Raw genomic sequence first — 18,666 nt, forward strand, 5'->3', positions numbered from 1 at the left:
GAGGCCACCAGCGTTGGCGGCAGGAACACCACCGACACCACCGAGAAGATCTTGATGATGCGGTTCTGTTCGATATTGATGAAGCCCATCGCCGCCTGCATCAGGAAGTTCACCTTCTGGAACAGCGATTCGTTGTGCGGCAGCAGGGATTCGATGTCGCGCAGCACTTCACGCGCCTGCTCTAGCTGGCCGGTCGGCAGACGCGCCTTGCGCACCAGGAAGTTGAGCGCGCGCTGGGTATCCATCAGACACAAACGCACCTTCCAGCCGATATCTTCCAGCTCCGCCAGCGTCGATAGCGCGGCGTCGTATTCGTCGCCCTGATGCCCTTCCATGATCACTCGGCTGAGCTGTTCCAGATCGCTGTAGATGTTCTCTATCTCGTCCGCCAGCTGTTCAATCTTGGTTTCGAACAGATCCAGCAGCAGTTCGTAGGCGTTGCCTTCGAGCATGGTCTGGTTGCGGGCGCGCATGCGGTACAGGCGAAACGCCGGCAGTTCACGCTCGCGCAGGGTATACAGGCGGCCGTCGCGGATGGTGAAGGCCACCGTGGAGTTGCCGGCGTGATCTTCCGCATCTTCAAAGTAGAAGAAGGAGTGGATATGCAGACCGTCTTCGTCTTCGAAGAAACGGGCGGAGGCTTCGATGTCGTCCAGCTCGGGACGCGTCGCCAAGCTTTGTCCCAGCTCATTCTGCACGCGCTCACGCTCGCCCTCTTCCGGCTCGACCAGATCAACCCACAGCGATGACGTGAGATCATCCGAGTCGTCCAGCTCCAGACGGGACAAGCGGCGGTTATCTAATTTAAAAGCGCTCAGCATGTGCCAAAACTCCGTGAAGGTAACGGGTGCGGACAACGCGTTGAAGCACAGAAACAGAGGGGATGCGTATCACCGATTTGTTTCAGACCATGAAGAGATCTGACTCATAGCGACGCTTTGCGGGGTCGCCGACAACCACGAAGGCTATCAGCAAAAACGGAGAGCCTTAGAAGTTATACCTGCGGCGCAGGTCAGTGAGCCAGTATCTACTGGGTGTGTCCAAGGCGTCTGTCCTCAATGATAATAGTGCGCGCATGTTACGCCGAGAGGAAAAAGCCTGTCAACACGTTAGGCGGGATAATTGCGCAACAAATCATCACGATGATCAATGGTAAAAATGGCGCTTAAACCGTGCTGAAAAAGTCGCGGCGATCGCTTACCGCCACCAAGAATGTTGTTAAGATGACGTCACCCTAATGGTACGACAAGCATGCGGATTTAAATGATGAAACAGATTACCGCCCATGAACTGACCGCGATGAGCGAACAGGCCGCCAGCGTGGCCCGCCTGCGCGCGCACCGCACCTTACACGAAGAGTTGAGCGACCCGGTGCAACGCCTGGCGATCGCCATGGAGCCCGGCACCTATATCCGCCCGCACCGCCACCCGCAAACCTGGGAGCTGCTGACGCCGCTGCGCGGTCGTTTTGTCGTGTTGCAGTTCAACGATGACGGCGTCGTCACGCAGCGCACCCTGCTCGGCGAAGAAACCAAAGTGCTGGAGATGCCGGCATTTACCTGGCATGCGGTGCTGTCGGTCGATGCCGGCGGCGTGGTGTTCGAAGTGAAGCAGGGCCCGTATCAGGCGCTGACCGAAGAGGACTGCATGCAATGGGCACCGCAGGAAGGCGGCGAAGGCACCGAAGCGGTGATGCGCTGGTATGCCACCGCGCAGGTCGGCGATCGCTACCCTCACTGATAATGAACGATTGCAGGGGCCTGCCCCTGCAACTCTCCCCGCTCTTTATACCGTTTCCAGGCGAGCGTAGGCCGCCACCAGCCACTTGATGCCCTCGCCCGGGAAAGCGATCTGCAGCCGGCTGTGCTCGCCGCTGCCCTCCAGATTGACGATGGTGCCTTCGCCAAACTTGGGATGGCGCACGCGCTGGCCCAGCTTGTAGCCGGTATCGTTCTCGCTGATCGGCGTGCCCATGCGGCGGTGATTGACCGGGCGCGATACGCTGGCGCGCAGGCGCACTTCTTCCACGCACTCTTCCGGCAGCTCGCCGATAAAGCGCGACGGCCGATGGTAAACCTCTTTGCCGTACAGACGGCGCGTTTCGGCGTAGGTCAGCGTCAGCTTCTGCATGGCGCGCGTTACGCCCACATAGGCCAGACGACGCTCCTCCTCCAGACGGCCGCCTTCATCCAGCGACATCTGGCTCGGGAACATGCCTTCTTCCATGCCGACGATAAACACCAGCGGGAACTCCAACCCCTTGGCCGAGTGCAGGGTCATCAGCTGCACCGCATCCTGGTAAGCGTCGGCCTGGCCTTCGCCCGCTTCCAGCGCCGCATGCGACAGGAATGCCTGCAGCGGCATCAGATCCTGATCTTCTTCCTGATAGCTGAACTGACGCGTCGCCGTCACCAGCTCCTCGAGGTTTTCGATGCGCGCCTGCCCCTTTTCGCCCTTTTCCTGCTCATACATGATGAACAGCCCGGAGTCGCGGATCACGCGGTCGGTCTGCACGTGCAGCGGCATGTCGGCGGTTTCATGCGCCAGCGATTCCACCAGTTCGATAAAGCGCTGCAGCGCCGACGCGGCGCGGCCGGCCAACACCTTGTCCTGCATCAGCTCGCGCGTCGCCTGCCACAGCGTCAGCTGGCGATCGCGCGCCGCCTGGCGCACCACGTCGAGGGTGCGATCGCCGATGCCGCGCGTCGGGGTATTGACCACGCGCTCGAAGGCCGCATCGTCGTTGCGGTTGGAGATAAGGCGCAGGTAAGCCAGCGCATCCTTGATTTCCTGGCGTTCGAAGAAGCGCTGGCCACCGTAGATGCGGTACGGCATCGCCGTCTGCAACAGCGCCTCTTCCAGCACCCGCGACTGGGCGTTGCTGCGGTACAGGATAGCGCAGTCGTTCAGCGAGCCGCCGTTGTCCTGCCAGGTCTTGATGCGGTTAACCACGAAGCGCGCTTCGTCGAGTTCGTTGAAGGCGCAGTAGAGGGAAATCGGTTCGCCTTCGCCGCCTTCGGTCCACAGGTTTTTGCCCATGCGCCCGTCGTTGTTGGCGATCAGGGTGTTGGCCGCTTTCAGGATGTTGCTGGTGGAACGGTAGTTCTGCTCCAGGCGGATGGTTTCTGCGCCGGGGAAGTCCTTCAGGAAGCGCTGGATATTTTCCACCTGCGCGCCGCGCCAGCCGTAGATCGACTGATCGTCGTCGCCGACGATCATCACGTTGCTGTTGCCGCCCGCCAGCAGACGGATCCAGGCGTACTGGATGCTGTTGGTATCCTGGAATTCGTCCACCAGCACGTTGGTGAAACGTTCGCGGTAGTGGTTGAGGATATGCGGCTTGTTCAGCCACAGCTCGTGCGCGCGCAGCAGCAGCTCGGCGAAATCCACCAGCCCGGCGCGATCGCAGGCTTCCTGATAGGCCTGATAGATGCGCAGCCAGGTGGCCTCTACCGGGTTGTTGTAGGTCTCGACGTGCTGCGGGCGCAGGCCCTCGTCTTTCTTGCCGTTGATGTACCACATCGCCTGACGCGGCGGCCACTGCTTCTCATCGACGTTCAGCGCCTTGATGATGCGCTTGAGCAGCCGCAGCTGGTCGTCGCTGTCGAGGATCTGGAAATCCTGCGGCAGGTTGGCTTCCAGGTGGTGGGCGCGCAGCAGACGATGCGCCAGGCCGTGGAAGGTGCCGATCCACATGCCGCCCTGGCTGGTGCCGATCAGATGTTCGATACGGTGGCGCATTTCCGCCGCCGCCTTGTTGGTGAAGGTCACCGCCATGATCGAATACGGCGAACAGTTCTCCACCGACAGCAGCCAGGCGATGCGATGCACCAGTACCCGCGTCTTGCCGCTGCCCGCCCCGGCCAGAACCAACAGGTTGCTGCGCGGCGCCGCCACGGCTTCACGTTGTTTTTCATTCAGGCTGTCGAGCAGATCGGAGACGTCCATAGGCACCACTAATGGTTAAGGGAAAACCCGCCGGTGACGGGTTTTTCACTGGAAATTTATACAGAGTTCTGGCAGGGATTATAACAATGCTGTCAGCGATGCCAACTGCGAAATCTCAATATGCGGCAGCAAGCGGCTGTCGGCAGCCTGCATCAGGCAGCGTTGCCGATCGTTGATCCAACAGGCCTGCAGCCCCGCGCGCAGCGCGCCGGCGACGTCGGTAGTCAGATCGTCGCCCACGTGCAGGATCTGCTCGGGCGCCACGCCCAGCCGCTCAACGGCCAGGTGGTACATGTCCTGGTACGGCTTGGCGCGCCCGTCCGGCCCGGAGCGCAACACGAACTGGAAATAACCGTCCAGGCCGCATAGCGACGGATCGACGTTGCCGTTGGTGATCGCCACCAGCGGGTAGCGCGCGGCCAACGCCTTCAGCGTGGCGTGGGTCGCTTCCGGCACCTCGATGCGGCTGCGCCACAGCGCGAAGTTCTGCATCGCCGCATCGGCCCCGATCGCCGCTTCGGCGTCGCGCAGCCCCTGCCGGCTCAGCGCCAGATGAATGGCGCGCCAGCGCCACTGGGTGACGTCATGGTAGATCTCCGGCTCCTGCTCGCGCAGCTCCTGACGCAGGCGATGAAAATCCGCCGACTGAAAGCTGCTCAGGCCGGGGTGATAACTCTGCAGGAAGGCCACCGATTGTTGTTCGGTTTGCCGGATCACCGGACGGTTATCATACAGCGTGTCGTCCAGATCGAAAGTCAGCGCCGCCAGCGGGCGCAGCGGGCGATAAAAATGCATCAGGATTTCCCCCGTTTGGCACGCGGATGCGCGGCATCGTACACGTTCGCCAGATGTTGAAAGTCGAGGTGGGTATAAATTTGCGTGGTGGTCAGGTTGGCGTGGCCGAGCAGTTCCTGCACCGCGCGCAGATCGCCGCTGGACTCCAGCATGTGGGTGGCGAAGGAGTGGCGCAGCTTGTGCGGGTGAATATGGCTGTTGACGCCCTGTTTCACGCCCCACTCGGCGAAGCGCTTTTGCACGTTGCGCGTCGAGATGCGCCGCCCCTGATTGGACAGGAACATCGCGTCATCTTCCGGCCCGAACAGATCGCGCATCGCCAGCCAGTGTTCCAGCCAGGTGACGGCGGTGCGCCCGATCGGCAATTTGCGCTCTTTGCTGCCTTTCCCCATCACCCACACCTCGCCGGCGGCCATATCGACATGACGACAATCCAGCCCCACCAGCTCGGAGAGGCGCAGGCCGGCGCCGTACATCACCTCCAGCATGGCGCGATCGCGCACCGCCAGCGGATCGTTGAGATCGATCTCCAGCAGCTGGTTCATTTCATCGACGTCGATGTTTTTCGGCAGATGGCGGCCGCTGCGCGGCGTGCGGATGCCCTTGGCGGGGTTGGCGTGCAATACGCCCTGGCTGACCAGCCAGTCGAGGAAACTGCGCAGCGAAGAAAGCCGCAGCGCCAGGCTGGCGGACTGCAGGCCGGCGCGTTTGCTGCGCGCCGCCAGCATGCGCACCCGGGCGGCATCCAGCGCCACCCAGTCGGTGACGCCAATCTCCTGCGCCAGGCGCATCAGCGCCGCCAGCTGGCGTGAATAGCTGAGCTGCGTCAGCGGGCTGAGTTGGCGTTCTACCTTGAGATAACGCAGAAACGCGTCCACCGGCTGCTGCAGGCTGGGCGCAATCGGCGTCATGCGCGTTCGACCCAGCGTTCCAGCAGTTCCGGCAGCATGCGCGCCAGTTGATTGAGCATCACCGTGCCCATGCCCTGCTGATAGTGTTGCGTATCGCGGCTGCTGAAGATCACCATGCCCAGTTCGCCGTCGTCGCCCAGCATCGACAGCGCCACCGAGCCAATCTGGCCAATCTGTTTGGCCTGCGGCAACAGCAGCAGCAGTTCGGGGCCGTTCAGACCACCGAGGTAGTGTTGTTCGCTGCCCAGCCGCTGAATGCGGAACGGCTCGAACGCCGAACGCGTCAGCGCCAGGTGGGTGAAGTCGGAAGGTGCGCCGATCTTCCAGCGTTCGGCGAACAGGCGCACCGTGGCGCCGGCTAAACCGAAGCCGCGCGCCCAGCGCTGCAGCCGATTGAGCATGTCCTGCAGGCTGTCGGCGGTGGCCAAATCGGCCTGCAGGTGCAGCAACCGGGCGAACAGCCCTTCGTTGGCGCTGGCCTGTTCCATCAACAGCGTGATCTCTTCTTCCAGCCGTTCGATGTGATTGCGCTGGCGGGCCAGATGCCATTCCACCAGCGAAACGGTGCCGCGTACCGGGTGCGGCACGCGCATCTGCTCAACCTGGCGTGCGTTGCGAATAAAGAAATCCGGGTTCTGCAGCAGATACTGCATCACGGTGTCGTCATCCAGCGCCAGGCCGGCGACGCTCTGTTCTTCTACGCTTTTCATAGATGAATAAATCCGTCATAGACATGGGTTGCCGGACCGGTCATAAACAGCGGGTTGCCCGGCCCTTTCCAGCGAATATGCAGGCTGCCGCCCGGCAGTTCTACATGCACCTCTTCTGACAGCAATTCCTGTTGGATCCCCACCGCCACCGCCGCACAGGCGCCGCTGCCGCAGGCCTGCGTTTCGCCGGCGCCGCGCTCGTAAACGCGCAGCTTGATGTGATCGCGGCTGACCACCTGCATAAAGCCGATGTTGGCCCGTTCCGGGAAGCGCTCATGCCCTTCCAGCACCGGCCCGAGCAGCTCCACCTTGGCGGTTTTTACATCATCCACCTGCAAAACACAATGCGGGTTGCCCATCGACACCACGCCGCACAGCACGGTCTGTTCCGCCGCGCGCATGATGTAGGTCTTTTCGGCCTTGGCGGCGCGGAACGGCACCGCCTGCGGGTCGAAATTCGGCTCGCCCATGTTGACGCACACCAGATCGTCGTCGGTGACGCTGAGCACCATGCGCCCGGTTTGGGTGCTGACGCGGATGTCGCGCTTGTTGGTCAGCCCTTTCAGCCGTACGAAACGCGCGAAGCAACGCGCGCCGTTGCCGCACTGCGCCACTTCGCTGCCGTCGGCGTTAAAAATTCGGTAGTGAAAATCCAGCTCGGGATCGTAAGGCGGTTCTACCACCAGCATCTGGTCAAAGCCGACGCCCAGGTGCCGATCGGCCAGCCGGCGGATCAGCTCAGGTGAAAAATAGACATTCTGTGTAACGGCATCGACCACCATAAAGTCGTTGCCCAGACCGTGCATTTTGGAGAACTGCATATCATACTCCGCTATCTGGACGCGCTATCCGTCTTGATTTTGCGGCGGCGCTGGCCACCGCAAACAGGGTGTTACTGGTCGACCATCGACGGTTTTTGCTGAGAGCCAGACTGCTCCTGCTGGTTCTTTTGCACCTGATCGCCCGTTTGCACCGGCGGCTTGGCCGGTTTTTGGCCGGCGGAATCGGCAGGTGGGAAGTAAAGCGGGCCCTTCAGACCACAGCCGGCGAGGCCGGTAAGCAGAACTGCCATCAGCGCATAGCGTAGTTGTTTTTTCATTTGCATTAATGCCTGTAATTCATGCGTCCAAGGTCTCTATAATCGCAGGTGGATCATGAAAAGCAATAGGAATTGAATATGAACGACAGCGAGTTTCATCAGTTGGCCGACCAGCTGATGCTGAATATTGAAGAGACACTGGACGATTTTGACGGCGATGCGGACATCGATTACGAAACCAATGGCGGCGTAATGACGCTGAGCTTCGAAAACGGCACCAAAATCGTCATCAACCGCCAGGAGCCGCTGCACCAGGTGTGGCTCGCCACCAAGGCCGGCGGTTACCACTTCAACTACCGCGACGGCGTTTGGCTATGCGATCGCAGCGGGCAGCCGTTTTATCAGCTGCTCAGCGAAGCGGCCAGCGCGCAGGCCGGCGAGGAACTGCATTTTTCCTGAGGCTAAGCAGGGCTCGGCAACCGAGCCCTTGCGGCGTCAATGCAGCTGGAACTGCTGTTTCAGCGGCTGAGCGGCGCCGTCGGCCACCGTCACGCACAGGCTGGACAGCACGTTGCTGCGGAACGGGATCACCTGCGTGCGCCCGTCGAGCTGCACAATCTGATAAAACTGCGGCAGGTTGAAGTTGATGAAGCTGGAGCCGTAGGTGAAGCGATCGTGCGAAGAGGAGTAGAAGCGGCTGACGTCGCGCACCAGCTCCTCCTTACTGCCCTCGCAGTGGTGATACACCTCCACCCGATTCGACTCGTCCAGAATATAGATGTTGAAGCCCTTGTCGTCTGAGGTGTCTTCGAAGAAGAACTGGATGATCCCCTCGCTGGCGAAACCATCCACCACCGGCGGCAGATGCACCTGATCGGTTTCCACCTTGATAGACAGGCCGTGCAGCTTGTTGTTGGAGATCGCGCCGTAGAACTCCACCGCATTTTCCAACTTTTGCACCGACACGCTCAAGCGCTCGAAGAACAGCCCCCAGGTCTGCCCGGCGACGCGCACCGCCTTGAAGCGGCCGGGTTCCAGGCGAGTGCTGGACAGGCGCAGCTCGATGCACTCCGACACCAGCTGCTGGATACGGGTGCGGATCAGGCCGCGCAGGTGCTGGCTGTAGCAGAACACCTCCACCGACTCCGGCGGCGCGGCATCCTGGTGCATTTTGCCGAGAATGGTTTTCAACGCTTCCAGCACCGACTGCTCGCCGCTGAAATGCAGGGTGCGCACTTCGTTCCAGGAGTTGCGGTACAGCAGATCGATGCTGCCCACCAGACACTGCTGCTGCTGGCCAAAGCTGAACACGTCCAGCTTGCGGAAATCGAAGTGTACTACCTGATTACGGAAGGCGGCGGTCGGATCGTTTTCCAGATTGACGATGATCGCCAAATGCCGGATCTCACACGGGCTGTACAGCGCTTTCGGCGTTGGCGCCGGCAGGCGCAGCGGGAAGTGATGAGAAACGTCGGCCACCAGTTCCTGCAGTTTGGCGGTGTCGCACAGGTTGCCGCTTTTGATGTGCAGGCGGGTCTGCGGCGTCAGCAGGCCGTTGAAATAGGCCCAGGCCACCAGCTTGTTCAGGTAGCGGTTATATTCCAGCGGCTGATGGCTGACGATCGAATCCATGGCCGGTGCCTGATTATACAGGTACCAGCCGGTGCGGTTGGCGCGGCCAACCGGCACGTGAATAAAGGTTAAATCGTTTTCCGACAGGTCCGGTGAGATCTGCGGGTTCACCAGCGTCACCTTGCCGGGCAGCGCTTCGAACGCCGCATACAGTTTGCGGGTCAGCACGCCGATATCCTGCGGGCTGGCGCTGACGCTGAGGTTGTTGCGGCGGGCGAAACGGATCAGGTTGCGGTAGCTCTGCATCATCGCGTCGAGCAGTTCGTTATGCGCTTCGCGCACCCGTTCGATTTTCCAGTTGGCGCGGTTGTCCAGCATCGCCAGGCGCTCTTCGCTCCAGCCCCACTCGCTGACCAGCTGGCTGAGGATCTCGCGCCGCCAGCCGACGCAGGCCTTGGCCAGCGACAGCTTTTCACACACTTTCAGGTAGAAACAGCGGCGGGCCAGATCGAGGCGGGTGGTGTCATTGATGTCGGTCAGGTAGCGGGTCACGCGCTCGAGCATCATGCAGTAGGCGTCGAGCCCGAAGCTGACGATCTCGCCCTGATGCAGGCGGTGTTTGATGTCCGTCGCCAGCAGTTGGGTATTGGGGTATTCCCAGGAATAGGCTTCCAGCAGCAGGGTCTTCAGCACCGCCTTGTAAGGCGAATCGATGCTCTTGTACAGCTGCCACAGGCTGGCGCCGAAGTACTCTTCCGCCGACAGCGAACTCAGGCCGCCGAGATCCAGCCACTCGTTCGGCGTCAGCGCGCCCTGCACGTACAGCGACAGCACGTATTCATCGTAGTGCGCTTCTTCTTCGCCCGGCACCATGTTCCACAGGATGCGTTTGCCGGCCAGGCGCACCGCGGTGCGGTAAAATTCGTCGAGCAACAGGATATGCTGCGTCGAGCCGCAGTCTTCGCCACCCAGGCTGCCGCTTTCATTATGGCGGAAGCGGTTTTCGTCGATCAGGAAGAAGCTGACTTCCACCCCCATCGAGGCGGCCCACTTCTCAAGCAGGCTGCATTTTTGCTGCAGGCGGGTGCGTTCTTCGTTGTCCAGCCAGGACTGGTGGCAGACCCAGATGTCGAGATCCGAGCTGCAGCTTTGGCCGATAGACGAGGTGCTGCCCATCGAGTAGACGCCAGTGATCGGCAGCTCGCCGCTGGCCGGTTTGTCAAACGGGCTGCCCCATTTGTCTTCTAAATCGTTCAGGTAATCTTGTTGAGTTTCATCAGGCGTGTAGAGGCAAATGCCGTGGGGAACGTTACCGTTCAGGTAACCCGGCATCAGCGGGTGGTGGTGGTGCAGTAAGGTGGGCAGCAGACTGTATACCCGTTGAAACGCGGGCTTCATAGCCGCTAGGGCGCGATCGACGCGTAGCTGATTGATCGCATCCAGTCTCTGCTTCAATGTCTCGATGTAGAGGTACAAGACGTCTCGCCTGATTATCCCGGTGTTTAGAAAAAAACCCGTATTCCATAAGCGCCGTTAGTGTAAGAAGAATATTTGGCGACTTATTGCTGGAAACGTGATCAATTTAACACCTTGCTGATTGACCGTAAAGGAGGTAACGCTTCACAATTATTGTAGCGCTTCCCTAAACGATTTACCCGCAGTGTTAACTGCCCCAAAGCACATCACACGTCCCTTTGATTCCGTTGTCCTTTTTCCGCCTCCGGCTTCTTGCACTGACAGTATTGGCTCTCAGTGGTAGGATGGATGGCGAAATATAAAAACGGTAACAAGCATGTTAGACAAAATTATTCGAATTGCCACCCGACAAAGCCCGCTTGCACTTTGGCAAGCACATTATGTGCAGCAACGTCTGATGGCCAGCCATCCCGGCCTGCAGGTCGAGTTGGTGCCGATGGTCACGCGCGGCGACGTTATTCTGGATACGCCGCTGGCGAAAGTCGGCGGTAAAGGCCTGTTTGTTAAAGAACTCGAGCTGGCGTTGCTGGAAGGCCGCGCCGACATCGCCGTGCACTCGATGAAAGACGTGCCGGTCGATTTCCCTGCCGGCCTCGGTTTGACCACCATTTGCGAACGCGAAGATCCGCGCGACGCTTTTGTTTCCAACCGTTTCGCCTCGCTCGATCAACTGCCGCAGGGCAGCGTGGTCGGCACTTCCAGCCTGCGCCGCCAGTGCCAGCTGCGTGAACGCCGCCCGGACCTGATCGTGCGCGACCTGCGCGGCAATGTCGGCACTCGCCTGGCCAAGCTGGACAACGGCGACTACGACGCGATTATTCTGGCGGTGGCCGGCCTGAAACGCCTGGGGCTGGAGCAACGCATCCGCAGCCCGTTGAGCGCTGAAGAGTGCCTGCCGGCGGTCGGTCAGGGTGCGGTCGGCATTGAATGCCGCCTTGACGACAGCGTCACCCGCGCGCTGCTGGCGCCGCTGAACCATGCGGCTACCGAAACCCGCGTGCGTGCCGAACGGGCGATGAACACCCGTCTGGAAGGCGGCTGCCAGGTGCCGATCGGCAGCTATGCCGAACTGGAAGGCGACAGCCTGTGGCTGCGTGCCCTGGTCGGTGCCCCGGACGGCAGCCAGATGGTGCGCGGCGAACGCCGCGGCCCGGCCGCCGAGGCCGAACGGATGGGCGTTGAGCTGGCGGAAGAACTGCTGGCGCGCGGCGCGCGCGAGATCCTGCGTGAGGTTTACCAGGGAAACCCGCCGGCATGACGATCCTGGTAACCCGCCCATCGCCTTCGGGCGAGCAGTTAGTGAGCCGGCTGCGCGCACTCGGCCGGGTTGCCTATCATGCACCGCTGATCGACTTCGCCCCCGGCAACGATCTGCCGCAGCTGCCGCAGGCGTTGCAGCAGCTTAGCGCCGGCGATCTGGTATTCGTACTGTCGCAACATTCGGTGAACTATGCCGATTCGGTCATCGGCCGTGCCGGGTTGAGCTGGCCCGCGCACCTGGCGTATTACGCCATCGGTCGCACCACCGGGCTGGCGCTGCACCGTATCAGCAGTTTGCCGGTGGAATACCCGCGCGAACGCGAAATCAGCGAAACGCTGCTGCTGCTGCCGGCGCTGCAAAAGCTGGCGGGCAAACGCGCGCTGATTTTACGCGGCAACGGTGGCCGCGAACTGTTGGGGTCGACGCTGAGCGAGCGCGGCGCCGACGTCAGCTATTATGAATGCTATCAACGCAGCCCGGTGCACTACGACGGCAGCGAGCAAAGCGCCCACTGGCAGCGCGCCGGTGTGGATACGCTGGTGGTGACCAGCGGTGAAATGTTACAACAGCTCTATACTTTAGTTCCTGATTACTATCGTTCTTCATGGCTGCTGCATTGCCGCCTGGTAGTAGTGAGCGAACGCCTGGCTACCCTCGCCCGGGAATTGGGCTGGCGTACGATTCGGGTAGCTGACAACGCCGATAATGACGCGCTGATCCGCGCGCTACAATAATCTGACTATGGGATGTGCCACTATGACGGAACAAAATACCCCATCCGCCCCGGTTGAAGAGCCAACCACCGCGGTTGAGAGCTCCCAGCAGCCAGCCGCTGCCAGCCGCAAAGGCAAGAACACCGGCCCGGTGCTCGGCGCGATTGCTATCGTGCTGGTCATCGCCCTCGGCGCGGGCGGCTATTATCACACGCACCAGCAGGCACAGCAGCTGATCGCCGCCAACCAGGCGCTGCAGCAGCAGCTTGAAGGCGTGAAGCAGAGCCAACAGCAGGAAAGAAATGCACTAGAGGGCCTGTTGCAGCAGCAGGGTAAAACCCTGGATGCCGCCGATCGCGAGCAGGCGAATCTGGCGCGCCAGCTGAGCGAACTGCAGGAAAAAGTGGCGACCATCTCCGGTAGCGATGCCAAAACCTGGCTGCTGGCACAGGCCGATTTCCTGGTGAAAATGGCCGGCCGCAAGCTTTGGAGCGATCAGGACGTCACCAGCGCCGCCGCGCTGCTGAAAAGCGCCGACGCTAGCCTGGCGGATATGAACGATCCCAGCCTGCTCGACGTGCGCCGCGCCATTACCGAAGACATCAGCACGCTTTCCACGCTGACCCAGGTCGATTACGACGGCATCATTCTCAAGGTCAACCAGCTGTCCAATCAGGTGGATAACCTGCGCCTGGCAGATAACGACACCGACGAAGCGCCGATGGATCAAAACAGCAGCGAGCTTTCCGGCTCGATCGGCGAATGGCGGCAGAACCTGGCCAAGAGCTGGCGCAATTTCATGGCCGACTTCATCACCATCCGCCGCCGCGACACCAGCGCCGAACCGCTGCTGGCGCCGAACCAGGACATCTACCTGCGCGAAAATATCCGTTCGCGCCTGCTGGTGGCGGCACAGGCCATCCCGCGCCACCAGAACGAGACCTACAAGCAATCGCTGGAAACCGTCTCCACCTGGGTGCGCGCCTATTTCGACACCACCGATCCGGCGACCAAGGCTTTCCTGGAAGAGCTGGACAGCCTGAGCCAGCAGTCGATCTCGATGGACGTGCCGGATCAGCTGAAAAGCCAGCCGCTGCTGGAAAAAGTGATGCAGACCCGGGTGCGCAACCTGATGACCCAGTCCCCTGCCGTTCACCAGGAGGGTTAAGCCATGTTACGCGTGCTATTTCTGTTCCTGGTGGTGATCGCCAGCGTGGTGCTCGGGCCGATGTTGGCCGGGCATCAGGGCTATGTACTGATCCAGACCGATAACTACAATGTCGAAACCAGCGTCACCGGCCTGGTGATCATGCTGGTACTGCTGTTCGTGGTGCTGCTGGCGATCGAGTGGATCCTGCGCCGTCTCTTCCGTACCGGCGCCCGCACGCGCGGTTGGTTTATCGGCCGTAAGCGCACCCGCGCACGCCAGCAAACCAAAGCCGCGCTGATCAAGCTGGCGGAAGGCGACTACAAGCAGGTTGAGAAGCTGATGACGCGCAACGCCGACCACGCCGAACAGCCGGTGGTGAACTACCTGCTGGCCGCCGAAGCCGCACAGCAACGCGGCGACGACTTCCGCACCAATCAATATCTGGAGCGCGCTGCCGAAGCGGCCGACACCGATCAGCTGCCGGTGGATATCACCCGGGTTCGTATCCAGCTGGCGCAGGGCGAGAATCACGCCGCGCGCCACGGCGTCGATCGCCTGCTTAACCAGGCGCCGCGCCATCCGGAAGTGCTGCGCCTGGCGGAACAAGCCTATCTGCGCACCGGTGCCTATGCGTCGCTGCTGGAAGTGCTGCCGTCGATGCGTAAAATCGAACTCCACAGCGAAGAGCAGCTGCAGGCCTTGCAGCAACAGGCTTATATCGGGCTGATGAATCAGGCGATGGCGGACGAAGGCAGCGAAGGCCTGAAGCGCTGGTGGAAAGATCAGAGCCGCAAGACGCGTCACGAAGTGCCGTTGCAAATCGCGATGGTGGAACACCTGATCGAATGCAACGACCACGAACTGGCGCAGGAGATTGTGCTCGACAGCCTGAAGCGCCAATACGACGAGCGCCTGGTGCTGTTGCTGCCGCGGCTGAAGTCCGGCAACCCCGAGCAGTTGGAGAAAGCGCTGCGCCAGCAGATGAAGCAACACGGTGCGACGCCGCTGTTGAACAGCACGCTGGGGCAGTTGCTGATGAAGCACGGCGAGTGGCAGCAAGCGGCCGACGTCTTCCGTGAAGCGCTGAAACAGCGCCCGGATGCCTACGACTACGCCTGGTTGGCCGATACGCTGGAAAAACTGCATCGTTCGGATGAAGCGGCGCAGATGCGGCGTGAGGGGCTGATGTTGACGCTGAAACAGAACGGCGGCGAATAACGCCCTGCCCGAGAGAGAAAAGCGCGGCTCCGATGCCGCGCTTTTTTTTTGCCCAATGGTTTTCTGAAGCGCAAAAAAAACACTTGCCGCATGGCAAGTGTATAAAGAAGCAATCAGGTCTAGGACAACAGGGGCGGTGCCTCACTCAACGTTCTGCCCTGAGCGTGATGACGGGTTAGTCATCGTTCTCGTGGGCGATAGGCACCCTAAATCGGCTCTGCGTCATTCCCAGGGTTTATGAGGCCTAAGGCGAACATAAGAGGTGGAATGAGCATCTACGCAATAGATAATGCACTTGGCGTGCCAACTTTTAAATTGAGGCTCTCACATAGAAAGATAGATAGTAATGCATTGAAATTATTGATTTTTTATTTAACTTTGCCTTTCCCGTCACAAATCACTCTCTGGCGTTCTTTGCCGGCGGTCTTTATCAGGTTGTCGCCTCGAAACGACGACTTAAGTCAAAGCCCGCTTTATCTTTTTAAATCAATGAATTATTTGTCTCAACCTGACGACAGCGCCGGATGGTATTGTCGCTGAAAACCAACACGTTTGCAGGCAGGCACCCGATGCTCCCCCCAGAGAGGCAAAAAAGCCCGCGCAGTGCTGCACGGGCTTGCCGATATTCGTTTCATTTCACGAGGCTCGAACCGCCTGCGGAGGTGCTCATCCTCATAAACGACAGACGAAAAAAAACCTGCTTTAAAAAGCAGGTTTTTCGAATGGTGGTCGGCGAGAGAGGATTCGAACCTCCGACCCACTGGTCCCAAACCAGTTGCGCTACCAAGCTGCGCTACTCGCCGATTTGTGTTGCTGATACTACCCGATTTATCAGACCGTTGTCCATATAAATCTTATATTTATCAGATATTTTGCGTGGTGCGAAGAGAGGGACTTGAACCCTCACGTCCGTAAGGACACTAACACCTGAAGCTAGCGCGTCTACCAATTCCGCCACCTTCGCACTGTCACAAAATACTGCTAAATCTTCACTTCGTTAGGAAGTGGGGTGGCTAATGGGACTCGAACCCACGACAACTGGAATCACAATCCAGGGCTCTACCAACTGAGCTATAGCCACCATTACTACTTCTTCTTACTCACGCGGTAATATTACCACCGCAGCTCCTGCGCACAAACTTAATGGCGCGCCCGACAGGATTCGAACCTGAGACCTCTGCCTCCGGAGGGCAGCGCTCTATCCAGCTGAGCTACGGGCGCGTAGCGCCGTTGCGGGAGGGGATACTACGGATTTACACCAATCCTGTCTAGTGCTTTTTCGCAGAAATGTTGCGTTTGATTACGCTTTGCTCACTCCTGCGCGGGAAAGCGCACTCCGTAGCCCCTTTTCACCGTTTATTGCCGCGTTTCTACCCGATTTTCAGCCGGATGATGTTTCTTGTGCATACCGAAAGCGAAGTAGCACAGGCTGACGCCGGCTAAGAAAATCGCCCCGACCAGCAGGGAAATCCGCGTATCCGGGTTGATTCCCATGCCGACCAGCACGCAAACCAGAAAAGCGATAGTCAGATAGTTCACATACGGGAACATGATCGACTTAAAGCTGTGGGTTTTGATCGCTTCCTTATGAGCGCGGCGGAAATAGAGTTGGCTTATCAGCACCACAAACCACGGCACCATGCCCGGCAGCACGCTGGCGCTGTAGACATAGACGAACACCTGCTCCGGATTCGGAATGATGTAGTTCAGCGCAGAGCCCACCAGCAGACAGGCGATGGTGACGGCGATGCAGTTCACCGGCACGCCGCTGGCGGAAAGCTTGGTCAACGCCGCCGGCAGTTGGCGGTTCTTGGCCAGGGCGTACAGCATGCGGCCGCCGCTGTACATGCCGCTGTTGCAACCGGAGAGCGCGGCGGTCAGCACCACAAAGTTGATAATGCCGGCGGCGGCGACGATGCCGATCTTGGCGAAGGTCAGCACGAACGGGCTGCCGGTGGTGCCGATGCCGTTCCACGGGAAGATGGTCACGATGACGAAGATTGCGCCGACATAGAAGATCAGGATGCGCCACAGGATATTGTTGATCGCGCGTTTCAGCGTCACCTGCGGGTTCTTGGCTTCCCCGGCGGTGATGCCTACCAGCTCAACCCCCTGATAGGACGCCACCACGATGCACAGCGCAAACAGGAAGCCTTTCCAGCCGCCGGCAAAGAAACCGCCGTGCGCCGTCAGATTGGCGAAACCGATAGGCTCACCGCCGTTGCCGAAGCCGAAGAAGATCACCCCCAGCCCCACCAGAATCATCACGATGATGGTGGTGACCTTGATCATGGCGAACCAGAACTCCAGCTCACCGTACAGGCGCACCGCCGCCAGGTTGGCCAGCGCCACCATCGCCACGGCGATCAGCGCCGGCACCCACTGCGGTATTTCCGGGAACCAGAACTGCACATACACCCCGATGGCGGTGATCTCAGAAATGCCGACGGCAATCCACATAAACCAGTAGCCCCAGGCGGTCAGGTAACCGAAATAGGGATTCATGTATTTATGCGCGTAAACGGCAAACGACCCGGCGACCGGCTCGAGGAACAGCATCTCCCCCATCGAACGCATAATAAAGAACACGAACAGCCCGGCGATGATGTAGGCCAGCAGTACCGACGGCCCCGCCCATTTCAGCGTACTGGCCGACCCCATAAACAGGCCGACACCGATGGTGCCCCCCAGAGCGATAAGCTCGATGTGCCGGGCCTCAAGGCCCCGGTGTAGCCCTTGCGGTTTCTCTTTGTGTGCCATAAGTCCTCAATAATTTTTCTCGGGTTGTGTTTGCCTGCCGGCCGCTGCCGGTCGTTATTGTCATTATTAAAAGAATAAATCATCCCCTGCCGTTCGGGTTGGCATCAACGGGTAGTCGGAGCGAAGTTACCGTGAGAAGAACATCGTTCAGCGCTGTCGCATCAGGCTTCAGCGGCCGGGGATAATTTCCGGGCGGTATCGTTTCGCATTTCGCCGCTATAAGCAAACCGCAATTTAAAACTTTATGGAATAAATGCGGCTGCGTTTAGGGCTGAGGGTTATAGATATGCGGGAGAAACGTGCAAAAGCAGATTATTGGTACAGCAGACCGGAGCGGAACAGCACTTTCCGCCCCGGATGTAGAGGTTACATCTTGCCGCTGTAGTAGTAGCCGACAAACTTCAACAGTTTCAACTGCCGGCCGATGCGGCTGGGCTGGCTGAGCAGGCGGTAGAGCCATTCCAGACCGAGGTTCTGCCACACCTTGGGCGCACGCTTCACATGGCCGGTAAAGACGTCGTAGGTGCCGCCCACGCCCATGTACAGCGCCTGCGGATGCACCTTGCGGCAGTCGCGCATCAGGATCTCCTGCTTCGGCGATCCCATCGCCACCGTCACGATAGCGGCACCGCTGGCGCGAATACGCTCGAACAGCGCCTCACGTTGCTCCGGTTTGAAATAGCCATCCTGGCTACCCACCAGATTGACATTCCACTGGCTGCGCAGCTTTTGCTCGGTTTCCGCCAAGACCTCGGGCTTGCCACCGACCAGGAAGACCGGCGTGCCTTCACGGCCGGCGCGCTGCATCAAGGCTTCCCACAGATCGGCGCCCGCAACGCGCGAAACGTCCGCCGCCGGGTATTTGCGGCGAATCGAGCGCACCATGCTGATGCCGTCGGCGTACTTGTACTCCGCCTCATCCAGCAACGCATGCAGCGCCTGGTCCTCTTCCGCCTTCAGGATCTTTTCCGCGTTCATGGCCACCAGCGTGCCCTGTTTGACCCGCCCGCCGTCGAACAGAAAGTCCATGCAGTGCACCATATCGCGAAAGCCCCACAGGCTGAAACCGCGCAGCTCATACTGCGGCACCGAAATCTTTGTTTCCATCGTTCT

16 protein-coding genes and 4 tRNA genes are annotated in these 18,666 nt (G+C 60.0%); 6 read left to right on the plus strand and 14 right to left on the minus strand.

Annotated elements, in window-relative coordinates:
• The coding region (gene corA / locus FUU19_RS00365) for a magnesium/cobalt transporter CorA (RefSeq protein WP_230507052.1) at nucleotides 1-821 on the minus strand (821 nt) is incomplete at its 3' end.
• Nucleotides 822-1,266: 445 nt separating this feature from the next.
• Between corA and FUU19_RS00370 the strand changes: the two genes are divergently transcribed.
• A complete protein-coding gene (locus FUU19_RS00370; protein ID WP_025160392.1) occupies nucleotides 1,267-1,740 on the plus strand; it encodes a WbuC family cupin fold metalloprotein in 474 nt (157 codons plus the stop codon).
• Nucleotides 1,741-1,785: 45 nt separating this feature from the next.
• On the opposite strand, the gene uvrD is transcribed toward FUU19_RS00370, so the two are convergent.
• The 6 genes from uvrD to lptM all read right to left on the minus strand — a co-directional run bounded on the left by uvrD (nucleotide 1,786) and on the right by lptM (nucleotide 7,463).
• A complete protein-coding gene (gene uvrD / locus FUU19_RS00375) occupies nucleotides 1,786-3,948 on the minus strand; it encodes a DNA helicase II (protein WP_230489491.1) in 2,163 nt (720 codons plus the stop codon).
• A gap of 78 nt (nucleotides 3,949-4,026) precedes the next feature.
• The gene (gene yigB / locus FUU19_RS00380; RefSeq protein WP_025304873.1) at nucleotides 4,027-4,743 is read right to left on the minus strand and encodes a 5-amino-6-(5-phospho-D-ribitylamino)uracil phosphatase YigB; all 717 of its coding nucleotides are present in this window, start codon (nucleotides 4,741-4,743) and stop codon (nucleotides 4,027-4,029) included.
• Complete coding sequence (gene xerC, locus FUU19_RS00385; RefSeq protein WP_060434799.1) at nucleotides 4,743-5,654, minus strand: tyrosine recombinase XerC; 912 nt, start codon at nucleotides 5,652-5,654, stop codon at nucleotides 4,743-4,745. Before xerC ends, yigB begins: the two co-directional genes overlap by 1 nt.
• Nucleotides 5,651-6,364 (minus strand): DUF484 domain-containing protein, encoded by a 714-nt coding sequence (locus FUU19_RS00390; RefSeq protein ID WP_038874100.1) that lies wholly within the window; start codon nucleotides 6,362-6,364, stop codon nucleotides 5,651-5,653. The genes xerC and FUU19_RS00390 overlap by 4 nt, the downstream gene beginning before the upstream one ends.
• Nucleotides 6,361-7,185 (minus strand): diaminopimelate epimerase, encoded by an 825-nt coding sequence (dapF, locus tag FUU19_RS00395; protein ID WP_049200051.1) that lies wholly within the window; start codon nucleotides 7,183-7,185, stop codon nucleotides 6,361-6,363. The genes FUU19_RS00390 and dapF overlap by 4 nt, the downstream gene beginning before the upstream one ends.
• Nucleotides 7,186-7,256: 71 nt before the next feature.
• Nucleotides 7,257-7,463 carry an LPS translocon maturation chaperone LptM gene (lptM, locus tag FUU19_RS00400; protein ID WP_048232385.1) on the minus strand — a complete coding sequence of 69 codons (207 nt, stop codon included), beginning with the start codon at nucleotides 7,461-7,463 and terminating at the stop codon, nucleotides 7,257-7,259.
• 78 nt (nucleotides 7,464-7,541) lie between these two features.
• Here lptM and cyaY point away from each other — a divergent pair, with 78 nt between their 5' ends.
• Nucleotides 7,542-7,862 carry an iron donor protein CyaY gene (gene cyaY / locus FUU19_RS00405; RefSeq protein WP_004934237.1) on the plus strand — a complete coding sequence of 107 codons (321 nt, stop codon included), beginning with the start codon at nucleotides 7,542-7,544 and terminating at the stop codon, nucleotides 7,860-7,862.
• 36 nt (nucleotides 7,863-7,898) lie between these two features.
• Here the strand turns inward: cyaY and FUU19_RS00410 are convergent, their stop codons facing one another.
• The gene (locus FUU19_RS00410; RefSeq protein ID WP_230489492.1) at nucleotides 7,899-10,451 is read right to left on the minus strand and encodes a class I adenylate cyclase; all 2,553 of its coding nucleotides are present in this window, start codon (nucleotides 10,449-10,451) and stop codon (nucleotides 7,899-7,901) included.
• A gap of 316 nt (nucleotides 10,452-10,767) precedes the next feature.
• On the opposite strand from FUU19_RS00410, the gene hemC reads away from it, so the two are divergent.
• From hemC to hemY, 4 genes are read left to right on the plus strand one after another with little or no spacing between them, the layout of a single operon-like run.
• Nucleotides 10,768-11,709, plus strand: coding sequence for a hydroxymethylbilane synthase (gene hemC / locus FUU19_RS00415; protein ID WP_060434804.1), 942 nt, complete (start codon nucleotides 10,768-10,770; stop codon nucleotides 11,707-11,709).
• A complete protein-coding gene (gene hemD, locus FUU19_RS00420) occupies nucleotides 11,706-12,446 on the plus strand; it encodes a uroporphyrinogen-III synthase (protein ID WP_141971685.1) in 741 nt (246 codons plus the stop codon). The genes hemC and hemD overlap by 4 nt, the downstream gene beginning before the upstream one ends.
• Before the next feature lie 22 nt (nucleotides 12,447-12,468).
• Complete coding sequence (gene hemX, locus FUU19_RS00425) at nucleotides 12,469-13,593, plus strand: uroporphyrinogen-III C-methyltransferase (RefSeq protein WP_202670237.1); 1,125 nt, start codon at nucleotides 12,469-12,471, stop codon at nucleotides 13,591-13,593.
• 3 nt (nucleotides 13,594-13,596) lie between these two features.
• Entirely contained in the window at nucleotides 13,597-14,793 is a 1,197-nt protein-coding gene (gene hemY / locus FUU19_RS00430) for a protoheme IX biogenesis protein HemY (RefSeq protein ID WP_202670236.1), read from the plus strand.
• 726 nt (nucleotides 14,794-15,519) lie between these two features.
• Here the strand turns inward: hemY and FUU19_RS00435 are convergent.
• From FUU19_RS00435 to wecG, 6 genes are all read right to left on the minus strand, one after another.
• Nucleotides 15,520-15,596, minus strand: a tRNA-Pro gene (locus FUU19_RS00435).
• A 74-nt stretch (nucleotides 15,597-15,670) separates the two neighbouring features.
• A tRNA-Leu gene (locus FUU19_RS00440) sits at nucleotides 15,671-15,757 on the minus strand.
• A 41-nt stretch (nucleotides 15,758-15,798) separates the two neighbouring features.
• A tRNA-His gene (locus FUU19_RS00445) sits at nucleotides 15,799-15,874 on the minus strand.
• A gap of 63 nt (nucleotides 15,875-15,937) precedes the next feature.
• Nucleotides 15,938-16,014, minus strand: a tRNA-Arg gene (locus FUU19_RS00450).
• A 135-nt stretch (nucleotides 16,015-16,149) separates the two neighbouring features.
• Nucleotides 16,150-17,553, minus strand: coding sequence for a bifunctional threonine/serine APC transporter ThrP (gene thrP / locus FUU19_RS00455; RefSeq protein WP_025304867.1), 1,404 nt, complete (start codon nucleotides 17,551-17,553; stop codon nucleotides 16,150-16,152).
• 366 nt (nucleotides 17,554-17,919) lie between these two features.
• Nucleotides 17,920-18,660: a lipopolysaccharide N-acetylmannosaminouronosyltransferase gene (gene wecG, locus FUU19_RS00460; protein WP_230489493.1), complete on the minus strand. Its 741-nt coding sequence runs from the start codon at nucleotides 18,658-18,660 to the stop codon at nucleotides 17,920-17,922.
• Nucleotides 18,661-18,666: the final 6 nt, after the last annotated feature.

The sequence above is a fragment of the Serratia montpellierensis genome (assembly GCF_020858655.1).
In the GTDB taxonomy this organism is placed as follows: Bacteria; Pseudomonadota; Gammaproteobacteria; order Enterobacterales; family Enterobacteriaceae; genus Serratia; species Serratia montpellierensis.

Bases quoted from the DNA above. Each gene is read 5' to 3' on its own strand.
- hemX (WP_202670237.1), top strand. From the start codon at position 12,469: ATGACGGAACAAAATACCCCATCCGCCCCGGTTGAAGAGCCAACCACC.
- cyaY (WP_004934237.1), top strand. From the start codon at position 7,542: ATGAACGACAGCGAGTTTCATCAGTTGGCCGACCAGCTGATGCTGAAT.
- yigB (WP_025304873.1), bottom strand. From the start codon at position 4,743: ATGCATTTTTATCGCCCGCTGCGCCCGCTGGCGGCGCTGACTTTCGAT.
- FUU19_RS00390 (WP_038874100.1), bottom strand. From the start codon at position 6,364: ATGAAAAGCGTAGAAGAACAGAGCGTCGCCGGCCTGGCGCTGGATGAC.
- thrP (WP_025304867.1), bottom strand. From the start codon at position 17,553: ATGGCACACAAAGAGAAACCGCAAGGGCTACACCGGGGCCTTGAGGCC.
- hemD (WP_141971685.1), top strand. From the start codon at position 11,706: ATGACGATCCTGGTAACCCGCCCATCGCCTTCGGGCGAGCAGTTAGTG.
- FUU19_RS00370 (WP_025160392.1), top strand. From the start codon at position 1,267: ATGAAACAGATTACCGCCCATGAACTGACCGCGATGAGCGAACAGGCC.
- xerC (WP_060434799.1), bottom strand. From the start codon at position 5,654: ATGACGCCGATTGCGCCCAGCCTGCAGCAGCCGGTGGACGCGTTTCTG.
- lptM (WP_048232385.1), bottom strand. From the start codon at position 7,463: ATGAAAAAACAACTACGCTATGCGCTGATGGCAGTTCTGCTTACCGGC.
- wecG (WP_230489493.1), bottom strand. From the start codon at position 18,660: ATGGAAACAAAGATTTCGGTGCCGCAGTATGAGCTGCGCGGTTTCAGC.
- hemC (WP_060434804.1), top strand. From the start codon at position 10,768: ATGTTAGACAAAATTATTCGAATTGCCACCCGACAAAGCCCGCTTGCA.
- hemY (WP_202670236.1), top strand. From the start codon at position 13,597: ATGTTACGCGTGCTATTTCTGTTCCTGGTGGTGATCGCCAGCGTGGTG.
- dapF (WP_049200051.1), bottom strand. From the start codon at position 7,185: ATGCAGTTCTCCAAAATGCACGGTCTGGGCAACGACTTTATGGTGGTC.
- uvrD (WP_230489491.1), bottom strand. From the start codon at position 3,948: ATGGACGTCTCCGATCTGCTCGACAGCCTGAATGAAAAACAACGTGAA.